This is a genomic window from Mycobacterium sp. (assembly GCF_032159765.1).
GTDB lineage: Bacteria > Actinomycetota > Actinomycetes > Mycobacteriales > Mycobacteriaceae > Mycobacterium.
In genome coordinates this window covers 1-11,801 of record NZ_JAVHWM010000014.1, presented here as the reverse complement: position 1 = coordinate 11,801, position 11,801 = coordinate 1, and the positions used below count along the sequence as shown (strand labels likewise).

The following is an 11,801-nucleotide window of genomic DNA, read 5'->3' as shown; positions in this document are numbered from 1 at the left end:
CACGTCGCCACCATCGACCTCAACCCGTCCGACGACCAGTCCGCCTACACCGCCGACGTCACCGATCGTGCTGCCGTCGACGACGCGCTGGCGGCCATCCGCGCTCAACTCGGCCCCGTCACCGTGCTCGTGAACGCCGCCGGACTCGAGAAGTTCAAGCGGTTCACCGAGCTGAAGTTCGAGGACTGGCAGCGGGTGATCGACGTCAACCTCAACGGCGTTTTCCACTGCATCCAGGCCGTGCTGCCCGACATGATCGAGGCCGGCTGGGGACGCATCGTCAACATCTCGTCGTCGAGCACCCACTCCGGGCAGCCGTACATGTCGCCGTACGTGGCGGCCAAGTCGGCGGTCAACGGGCTGACCAAGTCGCTGGCCCTGGAGTACGGCCCCAGCGGCATCACGGTCAATGCGGTGCCGCCAGGCTTCATCGACACACCGATGCTGCGCGCTGCGGAATCGCACGGCTATCTCGGCGACTTGCAGGAGAACATCGAGCGCACCCCGGTTCGCCGGATCGGAAAGCCCGAGGACATCGCGGCCGCGTGCGCATTCCTGATCTCCGAAGAAGCCGGATACATCACCGGTCAGATCCTTGGCGTCAACGGCGGCCGCAACACCTGACCATCGGAGGTGGACGTGAAGGTTCGTGTTGACGGCGACCGCTGTCAGGGGCACACGCTGTGCAAGATGATCGCCCCGGACTCCTTTGAACTCAGCGACATCGACGGCAGCAGCTCGCCCGTCACCGAAGACGTTCCGCCCGACCTCCAGGACGCGGTGCGGGAGGCCGTGCATTCCTGCCCGGAGCAGGCGATCGAGATCGACGGGCGATGAGCAGCGATGAGCCGCTTGCGCGAAGAGCAGACAGCCAGCGGATCAGTTATCACTTCGACCGGCACACCCCCGAATATCGACTGCAGTTCGAAGAGATCACTGCGGAGATGCACGCGAAGTGCCCTGTGGCCTGGACGGACACCTATGAAGGGCACTGGGTCGCAGCAGGCAGCAAGGAGGTCTTCGAGCTGGCGCGCTGCCCGGTCGTCGCGAACCACCACGACCTCACGGGCCAGACGCCGTTTCAGGGCATCGCCATCCCGTACGCCAAGCGCGTCGCCGGCGTCCGGGGCGGCATCCTCGAGATGGACGGCGACGAGCACCGCACGTATCGCACTGTCCTCAACCCGTACCTGTCGCCGGCGGCGGTGAAGCGCTGGGAGCCGTTCATCGACGAGACCGTCCGCGCGTGCCTCGACGAGAAGATCGAGGGCGGCGCGATAGATTTCGTCGACGACCTCGCGAACATCGTTCCGGCCGTGCTGACGCTGGCGATGTTGGGCATTCCGCTGAAGAAATGGTCGATGTACAGCGAGCCGACGCACGCTTCGGTGTACACACCAGAGGACTCCCCCGAGATGGACAACGTCATCGCGATGCGCCGGGAGATGGGCCTGGACCTAGTGACCGCGATGCTCGAGATCCGGGAGAGCCCGCGGCCGGGGCTCGTCAACGGTCTGCTGCAGCTGCAGATCGGTGGCGAGCCGGCGCCTGACGTAGAGATCCTGGGCATGCTCGGGCTGATCATCGGCGGCGGCTTCGACACCACTACCGCGCTGACCGCCCATTCGCTCGAGTGGCTCTCCGAGCACCCGGATCAGCGCGAGCTGCTCAGCAGCAAGCGCGACGTGCTGCTGGATTCAGCCACCGAGGAGTTCCTGCGCTTCTTCACACCGGCACCCGGAGACGGGCGGACGTTCTCCGAGGACGTGGAGGTCGAGGGCCGCGAGTTCAAATACGGTGAGCGACTGTGGATCTCGTGGGCCATGGCCAACCGGGATCCCGCGGTCTTCGAGGACCCGAATCAACTGATCATGGACCGGAAAGGCAACCGGCACTTCAGTTTCGGCATCGGCGTGCACCGCTGTGTCGGGTCGAATGTCGCGCGGACCGTGTTCAAGTCGATGCTCACCGCGGTGCTGGATCGAATGCCCGACTACCGCTGCGACCGCGAGGGCGCGGTGCACTACGAGACGGTCGGCATCATCCAGGGCATGCGCAAGTTGCCGGCGACTTTCAACCCGGGCCGCCGGCTGGGGCCCGGCTTGGACGAGACGCTCGAGAAGCTGCAGCGCATCTGCGACGAGCAGGAGCTCGCGCGGCCGATCACCGAACGCAAGGAAGCCGCCGTCATCGACTAACTCGCTTCTCTGGCGAGCAGACGCAAAATCGCATTAAAACGCCTGCTTTCGTGCGATTCTGCGTCTGCTCACGGGGAGGGTCGGCTTCCTGGGGAGGTGCTGAGCCCGAGGTTGATCTCTACCATCGACCTGTGCCGGTCATCGACACTGTGCAGGACACGACAACAACACCGACGCTAACCATCCAGAGGTGGCACGAGAAGAGCGTCGCGACCCTCGTATTCGGCGGCCTCGGTCTGATCGGCCTGACGGTCCTCGTCGTCGCGATCCTGCTGGTCTCCCAGGATTCGACGCGGCCCAGCGGACATCCCGTCGTCTCTGTCGCGCCCACGTCGAAACCGGCTGTGACACTTCCGCAGTCGACGATCGCTGCGCCGTCGCCCGTCGTGGCCCCGCCGTCACCTAACGAAGCGGCCGCGCCGCCCACCGACGCGCCGCCCACGGTGATCGAAGCCCCTGCGCCGGAGACCGCAGCGGCTCAGGTTCCCGCCGCGCAGCCGCCGCCAGCCAATTGGCCACGATGGCGGCGCTGGCTGTGGGCACTTCAGCATCCCCACGGGCAATAGGGTTTTCGGGCGCCCACCGCTGCGTCACACGCCATGAGGCGGAACAAATCCGCCCAGCACCTCTGCCACACATCGGGCCACCGCAAGCGTCGTGCGGTCCTCGAGGTAGGGCCCGACGATCTGAAGGCCGACCGGCAGACCCGCGTCGGTATGCCCGACCGGGACCACAGTCGCGGGCAGGTACGCGACGGTCGCGAACGCGACCCAGGCGAATAGGTCCACGTAAGGAAGGGTTGCGCCGTCAACTTGAATTACCCTGTCCGCAAACGGCTCACTGTGGTCGTGCTGAATGGCGGGTACCACAGTGACCGGCATCAACACCGCGTCGACATCGGTGAAGTAGTCCGCTATCACCGCTCGCAGCTTCTCCCGGCGCTCGTTGGCGCGCAGCCAGTCGCGATGACGCAAGGTGCCGAACCGAACGGTGCGTGCCAGCGGACCGTCGTCCTCGGCGGGTAGCGACGCGGCGAACGCGGCCATGCGATCAAACCGGTTCTCCGGGAGGCCGGCGAGAATGACCGGATAGAGCAATTGCTGATACGTCCGGACCAACTCCGGAAGCGAGACCTTGGGCCGCGCATCGACCAGCCGAGCGCCGGCTTCCTGCAACGCACCGGCCGCCGACTCGAGAATTGCGCGCACGTCTGCCTGAACGGGATATGCCGGATCATCAAGCCAGACAGCCAGTTTCAGGTCACGCAGCCTCGTTGCGCGAGGCGGCGGGAGCTGCAGACGCCAGCCAACGGCTTCAGGAGCGACCGGGCCTGCGAGCACGTCCAGTGCCATCTCGAGGTCGTCGACGTCGCGCGCTATCGGTCCGACGACGCTGAGATCGGAGCCGGCGAGCGCACCAGGCGGGGGCGGGAGATGGCCGAGTTGCGGGACGATTCCCCAACTCGTCTTGTGGCCCAAGACACCGCACCAGTTCGACGGCACGCGGATCGAGCCGCCGATGTCGCTTCCGAGTTCCATCGCCGTCATGCCGGTGGCGACGGCGGCGGCAGCGCCACCGGACGACCCACCCGGAGCACGCGACGTGTCCCACGGGTTGTTCGTGGTGCCGAAGATTGGGTTGAACGTCTGCCAGTCCCCTGCCAGCACCGGCGTGTTCGTCTTGCCGAAGATCACCGCCCCCGCGTCGCGCAGCCGTCGCACCGCCTCGGCATCATGCTCGGATACGTGGTCCCATGCCTCAACCCCACACGTGGTCCGCATGCCCGCGGTCTCGTACGTGTCTTTGACCGTCATCGGCAGCCCGTGCAAGGGACCGCGGACCTCACCATGCGCGAGGGCGCGGTCCGCCTCGTCGGCGGCGCGGCGCGCGCCGTCAGGATCAAGGGTGACGATGGCATTGAGCGGCTCGTTCAGCTCATCGACGCGCTTGAGGTAGTGATCCAGCAACTCGCGGCTCGACAGCTCGCGGTTGCGGATGGCCTGCGCCAGCACGTGAGCAGGGCGCAGGCCGATGTCCTGGTCGCTCATGCGCGCCTCCTTGCCGAAACTGTATTCCGCGCGGAAAGTGCGAGTGGAGGCCACGGCAGTCACAGCCTCGGCGATCGTTCGCCAAGGACGCTAACCGCGCGGAAGTCCGAGCACCTGCTGGGCGATGATGTTGCGCTGGATCTCCGAGGTTCCGCCGGCGATGGTGCCGGCGAAACTGCGGGCGTAGCGCTCGAACCAGCTGGCGAAGTACTGGTCCAGGTTCATCGGCGCGTACGGCCCCGTCATCGCCGGATGGGCGAGCCCGTCGGGCCCCGAGGCGGTGAAGGCAAGCTCGAACCCCCGCTGCTCGGCCTCGGAGCCGAGAAGCTTCAGTACGGACACCGACGCGGTGTCCTGCTCGCCGCGCGCCGCCTTGGCTAACGACGCCGAGCCCATCAACCGCAACGCCTCGTAATCCATCACCGTGGTGGCGTAGTGATCGCGTTGCAACTCGGTCTTGGGCTCGAAATCTGCAAGCATGTTGTGGATCCGGTCGGCGAAGCCCAGCCACATCATGGTGCGCTCATGACCAAGCGAGCCGTTCGCCACCTTCCAGCCGCCGTTGAGCGGGCCGACGAGGTTCTCCGCGGGAACCCGGGCATCGGTGAAGAACACCTCGTTGAAATCCAGGTCGTCCTGGCCGCAGATGGACGGGAACGGCCGCCGCACAACACCTTCGGTGTCGGTCGGGATCATCAGCACGCTGATGCCCTTGTGTTTGGGCGCGTCGGGATCGGTGCGGACGAACGTCAGCAACACGTCGGCATCGTGAGCGCCCGACGTCCACACCTTCTGCCCGTTGACCACGAAGTGATCGCCGTCCCGGACTGCACGGGTGCGCAACGACGCCAGATCCGAGCCCGCGCTCGGCTCGCTCATTCCCAGCGACGCGGTGATCTCGGCACGCAGGATCGGTACCGCCCAGCGTTGCTTCTGCTCCTCGGTGCCAAATGAAATCAGAGATGCCGCAACGATGTTCACGCCCTGAGGGTTGAGGCTGTGGTAGATCCGACGGCGGCACAGCTCCTCGAGGTAGACATACTGCTGCAGAACGGTCGCGTTACGGCCGCCGAATTCAGGTGGCTGAGTAGGCAACAGCCAGCCGTTGTCGAACAGCAGTCGCTGCCAGCGGCGGGCCCATTGCGGCATGTGCGAGACGGAACGCGGGCGCTCCAGCGTCTCGGCTTGCGGCGGCAGGTTCTCGTCGACGAAAGCGGCGAACTCCGAGCGGAACGCCTCGACGTCGGGATCAAAAGTGAGCTGCACGGTACTCCTCGGCAATCGTCGCCCGGTGCTCCGCGGCGCCGCCGAGCATCAACTCGCCGGCCTTGGCGCGCTTGAGCGCGAACTGGAGATCGTTCTCCCACGTGAATCCCATTGCGCCGAACGACTGCAGGCCATGACGGAATACGAGCGTCTGGCACTCCCCCGCCGCCGCTTTGGCCATCGTCGCCGCGAGCCGGCGCCGCGGATCGTCGGCGGCGATCGTCAACGCAGCGAAGTACCCCAGCGCGCGGGCGCGCTCGATCGCCACGTGCATGTCGGTGGCCTTGTGCTGCAGTGCCTGGAAAGAGCCGATGGGTACGCCGAACTGGTGGCGCTCGCGGACATAGTCGAGCGCCAACTCGAGAATGCGCTGACAGGCGCCCACCATCGTCATCGCCATGCCGGTCAGCGCGACGTGACGCGACCGCTCGGGATCGGCGTCGCTCACCCGATCGTCGTCGGCGATCTTCAACCCGGAAAACGACACGTCCGCGACATGCAGCACCGGGTCGAAGACGGGCGTTCGTCGCGCCGTCACCTCGGCGGCGCTGACAACGAACACTCCGGCCGCGGTGACCACCGCCAACCGGTCGACGCGGTCGCCGTCCAGAACGTGACGCGCGGTGCCGTCGAGCACCCAACCGTCGAGGTCCCGTCGCGCGGTGACGCCGCCGAGTACAGCCGTGCCCGAGGAGGTGGGGTCGAACCGGTCCATCGCCAGCGGGGCGAACTGCGACATCGTCGCGAGAAAAGGGGTCGGGTCGCATCCGCGTCCGAGTTCTTCGAGCACGATGGCCAGCTCGACCGCGCCCTTCGGATCGTTCATCTCCGTCCAGCCGGCGTCGACGTAGGTCTTCCACAGCGGCAGCCAGATAGACGAGGCATCCACGCCGTCCTCGGCCACACTGCGCACCAGTGTCGGGGGGCATTGCTTAGCTACGGCGTCGCGCACCGTCTCCTGCCACAGCCGCTGGTCCGCGTCGAACTCTAAGAGCATCTGGTCCGTCTCCCTAGCCGATCGACTACGACGGTGAGAATAGCATTCTCACGAAGGGAAGTGCCAATCTCGTAAGCGTAGTGCTCATTAACGGGGCAGGTCGGTCGCTACGGGGGGTCTCGTCGGGCTCGAATCGGGCGTTCGGCATGAGATTCGAGAGAACCTTGTTCTTGCAAGCGAAGAACAAAGCTTTACAATAAGAGTGCTACATGTAATTGCGGCATAAATTTCGTTAGGTTTGCTAGCAGTCGGCAAAGGACGGTACGCGTGATCGAGCACTCGGACGGACAGCGCACCCCGCTGATCGACGCCAGCGTGCACATCTTTTTCGCGTCGAACCGCGACCTGCGCGACGTCCTGCACGAGCCGTTCAAGAGCCGAGGGTTCCCGGACTACGAAATGGCCTGGTATGCCGCCCCGGGCGGAGAGTACGTCAAGGGCAGCCGCGGACCCGACCGCAGCTATCCCGGCTCGGATCCCGACTTGGTGGCCGAGCACCTGTTCACCGAGCACGGGGTGGACGTCGCGGTGCTGCACCCGATGACGCGCGGCGTCATGCCTGACCGCCATCTGGGCACCGCGCTGACCGCGGCGCACAACGAGATGCTGGTGTCGCGCTGGTTGGAGCATGCCGAGCACGGCGAGAGGTTTCGCGGCACCATCCGCGTCAACCCCGACGACATTCCGGGCGCGCTGCGCGAGATCGAGAAGTACCGCGACCATCCACGTGTCGTGCAGATCGGCATTCCGCTGCAGTCTCGGGAGCTGTTCGGCAAGCCGACATTCTGGCCGCTGTGGGAGGCCGCGGTCGACGCGGGCCTGCCGGTGGCCGCGCATATCGAGGCGGGCACAGGGATCTCGTTTTCGCCGACGCCGTCGGGTATCTCGCGGACCTTCGAGCAGTTCGTGGGATTCATGGGGCTGAACTACCTGTACCACCTGATGAACATGATCGCCGAAGGGGTATTCGAAAGGATGCCCGACTTGAAATTCGTGTGGGCTGACGGGGCCGCAGACATGTTGACGCCGTTCATCTGGCGGATGGACTGCTTCGGCCGGCCGCACCTCGAGCAGACGCCGTGGTCACCGCGCATGCCGAGCGACTATCTGCCCGGCCACGTGTACTTCGTCCAGGGCAAATTCGACGGTCCTGGCGACACCGAGTTCGCTGATCAGTGGTTGGGATTCACCGGCAAGGACGACATGGTGATGTTTGGATCCAGCTACCCGCACTGGGACTGCGGCGACGTGAAGGCGCTGCCCAGCGCGCTGTCGGAGGAGCAGAGAGAAAAGGTGTGCTGGCGCAACGCGGCACAGCTGTACGGCATAGACATTCCGGCCGCTGCGGCCGCACAGTAGTAGAGACGCCGTTGAAAGAAAAGCATGGAGGCCACTGATGACAATCACCCAGGCCCACGATCGGGTCGCTCCTGCCGAGCGCATCGCCGTGCGGTGTGTCGACTCCGACGTCCATCCCACGCCGAAGCGTGGCGAGCTCGGCGAATACATCCCCGAGCCGGTGCGCAGCAAGTTCATCCTCGCGCAACGCAACGGTGAGCGGATCTATTACGACGCTCCCGACTACGCCCACTCGTATGCAATGCGCGTCGACACGTTCCCGGCGGACGGCGAATTCCCCGGCAGCGACCCCGACATGGCGTTGAGGCAGCTCATCATGGACGCCGGTTCGGACGTCGCGATCCTTGAACCCGGGGTCCGCGAATACCGCATCGCCGAGGTCACCCAGGCCATGAGCGCCGCGACCAACGAGTGGCTGGCCAACCATTGGCTCGACAGCAAGAACAACTGGCACGAGCGCTGGCGCGGGTCGATCTGCGTCGCGATCGAGGATCCGCCCGGCGCCGTGCGCGAGATCGAGAAGTGGGCCGGTCACCCCTTCATGGCGCAGATCCTCATCAAGGCCGAACCACGGCCGTCATGGGGAGATCCGGTCTACGACCCGATCTGGGCCGCCGCCACCAAGCACGACATCACCGTGAGCTGCCATCTCGGGCGCGGAGAGTACGAGCAACTCCCGTTGCCGCCGGTGGGCTTCCCCAGCTACAACCACGACTTCATGGTCACGTACTCGCTGCTGGCCGCCAACCAGGTGATGAGCATGATCTTCGACGGGTTGTTCGACCGGTTCCCCACCCTGCGCATCGTGTTCGTCGAGCACGCCTTCTCGTGGATCCTGCCGCTGATGTGGCGGATGGATGCCATCTACGAGGCGCGCAAGTCGTGGGTGGACATCAAGCGCAAGCCGTCCGAGTACGTCAAGGACCACATCAAGTTCACCACCCAGCCCCTGGACTACCCGGAGGACAAGATGGAGTTGGCGCGGGCGCTGGAGTGGATGGAGGCCGACAAGATTCTGCTGTACAGCTCGGACTATCCGCACTGGACGTTCGACGACCCGCGCTGGCTGATCAAGCACCTGCCGGAACACGCCCGCGAAGCCGTCATGTTCCGCAACGGCCTTACGACATACCACCTTCCAGAGACGGTGCCGGCCCTCGAGGGCCAGACGCGAGTGTTCTGAATTGACCGCCCAGTTACCGCCTCGGCTCGCGCAGGGGCGTGAGCACGTCGTCGCCACTGTGGACGAAATCCCGCCCGGCACACACAAATTGGTGCCGATCGGACGGCACGGTGTCGGCGTGTTCAACGTCAACGGCACGTTCTATGCGATCGCGAACTACTGTCCACACGAGGGTGGGCCGCTGTGCTTGGGGCGGCCACGGGGCCGGACGATTGTCGACGAGACCGTGCCGGGTGACGCCGTGATGGTGCGCGACCTGGAGTTCATCTACTGCCCATGGCATCAATGGGGTTTCGAGTTGGCCACCGGCACCACGGCGGTGAAGCCTGAGTGGAGCATCCGGACTTACCCGGTGCGCGTGGTCGGCAACGAAGTGATGGTGACGGCGTGACGAGCCTCGAGCAGACGATGGAGATCAACGGCGGCAAGGTCGTCTACGAAATCCTCGGTGATACAGGCGATTTCATCGTGATGACGCCTGGCGGCCGGTTCAGCAAGGACATCAGGGGCCTGCGCCCGCTGGCCGACGCCCTTGTCGAGGGCGGATACCGTGCCCTGCTGTGGGACCGGCCCAACTGCGGCAAGTCCGACGTCCAGTTCTACGGCCAGAGCGAGTCGCACATGCGAGCCGAGACGCTGCGGGCACTCCTCACGGGTCTTGACATCGGACCGTGCATTCTCGCCGGCGGTTCGGGCGGGGCTCGTGACTCGATGCTGACCACCATGCTGTACCCGGAGCTTGTCACCAAGCTCGTCGTGTGGAACATCGTCGGTGGCGTCTACGGAACGTTCGTGCTCGGTGCGCACTACATCACGCCGACCATTCAGGCTGTTCGCGCCCTCGGCATGAAAGGCCTTCTGCGCCTGGGCGAATGGAAGGAACGCATCGCGGAGAACCCCGCGAACGAAGAGCGGATCCTGTCCCAGGACCCCGACGAGTTCCTCAAACTGATGCTGCGCTGGCTCAACGCGTTCGTGTCCAAGCCGGGTCAGACCATCCCCGGCGTGGAAGACACCATGTTCGACAACATCACGGTGCCAACGCTGATCATCCGCGGCGGCGAGAACGACTGGGATCACCCCAAGCGCACGTCGCTGGAAGTGAGCTGCCTCATCAAGGGCTCCAAGCTGATCGACCCGCCGTGGCCCGAGGACGCGTGGGAGCAGGCCTCGCAGGCGCGGGCGCGGGGCGAGGTGAAGGGCTTCAACATGTTCGACACCTGGGTGCAGGCCGCCCCGCCGATCCTGGAATTCCTGGGCCGGTCATGACCGCTCAGACCGTGCGGATGTGCACCTCACAATTCAGCGACGCCTCCAGCGCGGTATGGATGCGGCTTTCCGGAATCCGCTCCAGGTCGGCCGAGCGCAGCGTCACGTGCACCACGTCCCATCCGTCGGGGCCGGGTGCGCGGCTGATCTCCCCCGCCAGCCCGAATCCCGCCAGCACGCCGAGTGCGTCATCGTCGGTACCCCTGCTCACGTACGTCAGCACACCGGCTTCCGGAGCGGTACCGAAGGCGTTGGCGCACAACTCGATTGCTGCCCGCTTGAGCTCGTCGGGATCCTCGCCGGCCATCAGCAGCTCTACTTCGCGCCTTGCCGGAGGCAGGTCGGGGAGGTTGTTGTCCACCACTTCGCAGTCCGTGGCGAGCGAGCGCAGAGCCGTCATGCCCTCGCTCAGCTGTGCGGGCGTGAGCACGCCGGTGGGGTCCACCTTGACGCGCACCACCGCGGTTCTCATGGCGGCCACCTTATCGGGTCGGGCCCAGGCGTCGTGAAAACCACTACCGCGCCAACCGATCTGGCCACCGTGGTGTGGCCGGGCATTGAGCCGCGTCTGTTGCGAACGCAGCCTGGCGCCGAGGATGCCGCCGAGTACCGCGGCGACGACGGCTACCGCCCGCTCGCAGACGCGGATGCGCTGTTGGAGGACGTCGAGCGCAGTGGGCTGCTCGGGCGCGGGGGTGCAGCATTTCCGATGGCCGTGAAGCTGTGCGCAGTACGCGACGCCGGCCGCGTCGGTTCGGAAACGGTGGTGGTGGCCAACGGCGAAGAAGGCGAACCGGCGTCGGTGAAGGACAGGTGGCTGCTGCGCAATCGGCCGCACCTGGTTCTGGACGGTGTGCGGCTGGCAGCTCAGATCGTGGGTGCCCGCCGCTCGGTGATGTACGTGTCGGATCCGGCCAGCCAAGCCGCCCTCGACGCGGCGCTGGCAGAACTCGGCGACGAGCTCGGCGGTCTGGCGGTGACGGTCGTGGTGGTCGAGCCGGGCTATGTCGCCGGTGAGGAAACGGCGGCCGTGCGCGCCATCAACGGCGGCCCTGCCAAACCGACCGACAAGCCACCGCGCCCGTACCAAGAAGGGGTCTCAGGACTTCCGACGCTCGTCAGCAACGTCGAGACGCTGGCCAGCCTGCCGTTCCTGCACCAACACGGGGCCGACGCCTTCCGCGCCGAGGGCACGTCCGCATCGCCCGGCACGTTCTTGATGACGATCACCGGCGGGGGCAAGGCGCCGAGACTGTACGAGCTGGCGCACGGGGTTCCCTTCACCGAACTGCTTGCAGCACATCAGGTTCCGCCCGACACACTGCGAGGCGTTCTGATGGGCGGGTACTTCGCCGGGATGCTGAATCGGGAGATCCTGGACACCACTCTTGACCACGAGACGATGCGACGGCTCGGAAGCGGGCTCGGCTGCGGGGCCATCTCGCTGCTGACCGGCGACTGCGCGGTCGCGGTTGCAGCGT

13 protein-coding genes are annotated in these 11,801 nt (G+C 65.8%); 9 read left to right on the top strand and 4 right to left on the bottom strand.

Annotated features, from left to right (window positions below):
• The 4 genes from QOH60_RS01730 to QOH60_RS01715 all read left to right on the top strand — a co-directional run.
• On the top strand, positions 1-624 hold a 624-nt coding region (locus tag QOH60_RS01730), incomplete at its 5' end, for an SDR family NAD(P)-dependent oxidoreductase (protein WP_526416446.1).
• A gap of 15 nt (positions 625-639) precedes the next feature.
• Complete coding sequence (locus QOH60_RS01725) at positions 640-837, top strand: ferredoxin (protein WP_526416444.1); 198 nt, start codon at positions 640-642, stop codon at positions 835-837.
• On the top strand, positions 834-2,198 hold the full coding sequence (locus QOH60_RS01720; RefSeq protein ID WP_526416442.1) for a cytochrome P450: 1,365 nt from the start codon (positions 834-836) through the stop codon (positions 2,196-2,198). The genes QOH60_RS01725 and QOH60_RS01720 overlap by 4 nt, the downstream gene beginning before the upstream one ends.
• Before the next feature lie 131 nt (positions 2,199-2,329).
• Positions 2,330-2,764: a hypothetical protein gene (locus tag QOH60_RS01715; protein ID WP_526416439.1), complete on the top strand. Its 435-nt coding sequence runs from the start codon at positions 2,330-2,332 to the stop codon at positions 2,762-2,764.
• Positions 2,765-2,788: 24 nt separating this feature from the next.
• On the opposite strand, the gene QOH60_RS01710 is transcribed toward QOH60_RS01715, so the two are convergent.
• From QOH60_RS01710 to QOH60_RS01700, 3 genes are all read right to left on the bottom strand, one after another.
• A complete protein-coding gene (locus QOH60_RS01710; protein ID WP_526416437.1) occupies positions 2,789-4,246 on the bottom strand; it encodes an amidase in 1,458 nt (485 codons plus the stop codon).
• Between the two features lie 90 nt (positions 4,247-4,336).
• A complete protein-coding gene (locus QOH60_RS01705) occupies positions 4,337-5,512 on the bottom strand; it encodes an acyl-CoA dehydrogenase family protein (protein ID WP_526416435.1) in 1,176 nt (391 codons plus the stop codon).
• Positions 5,496-6,509, bottom strand: coding sequence for an acyl-CoA dehydrogenase family protein (locus tag QOH60_RS01700; protein ID WP_526416433.1), 1,014 nt, complete (start codon positions 6,507-6,509; stop codon positions 5,496-5,498). The genes QOH60_RS01705 and QOH60_RS01700 overlap by 17 nt, the downstream gene beginning before the upstream one ends.
• Before the next feature lie 267 nt (positions 6,510-6,776).
• On the opposite strand from QOH60_RS01700, the gene QOH60_RS01695 reads away from it, so the two are divergent.
• The 4 genes from QOH60_RS01695 to QOH60_RS01680 are packed head-to-tail and all read left to right on the top strand — an operon-like array spanning position 6,777 to position 10,320.
• Entirely contained in the window at positions 6,777-7,868 is a 1,092-nt protein-coding gene (locus QOH60_RS01695) for an amidohydrolase family protein (protein ID WP_526416431.1), read from the top strand.
• A 37-nt stretch (positions 7,869-7,905) separates the two neighbouring features.
• A complete protein-coding gene (locus tag QOH60_RS01690; RefSeq protein WP_526416429.1) occupies positions 7,906-9,051 on the top strand; it encodes an amidohydrolase family protein in 1,146 nt (381 codons plus the stop codon).
• A 1-nt stretch (position 9,052) separates the two neighbouring features.
• Positions 9,053-9,442, top strand: a complete 390-nt coding sequence (locus QOH60_RS01685) for a Rieske (2Fe-2S) protein (RefSeq protein ID WP_526416427.1) — start codon at positions 9,053-9,055, stop codon at positions 9,440-9,442.
• A 17-nt stretch (positions 9,443-9,459) separates the two neighbouring features.
• Positions 9,460-10,320, top strand: coding sequence for an alpha/beta fold hydrolase (locus QOH60_RS01680; protein ID WP_526416448.1), 861 nt, complete (start codon positions 9,460-9,462; stop codon positions 10,318-10,320).
• A 4-nt stretch (positions 10,321-10,324) separates the two neighbouring features.
• Here the strand turns inward: QOH60_RS01680 and QOH60_RS01675 are convergent, their stop codons facing one another.
• Positions 10,325-10,792 carry a hypothetical protein gene (locus tag QOH60_RS01675; protein ID WP_526416425.1) on the bottom strand — a complete coding sequence of 156 codons (468 nt, stop codon included), beginning with the start codon at positions 10,790-10,792 and terminating at the stop codon, positions 10,325-10,327.
• Between the two features lie 33 nt (positions 10,793-10,825).
• Between QOH60_RS01675 and QOH60_RS01670 the strand changes: the two genes are divergently transcribed.
• Positions 10,826-11,801 (top strand): NADH-ubiquinone oxidoreductase-F iron-sulfur binding region domain-containing protein (locus QOH60_RS01670; RefSeq protein ID WP_526416423.1); only part of this gene is annotated, 976 nt, incomplete at its 3' end.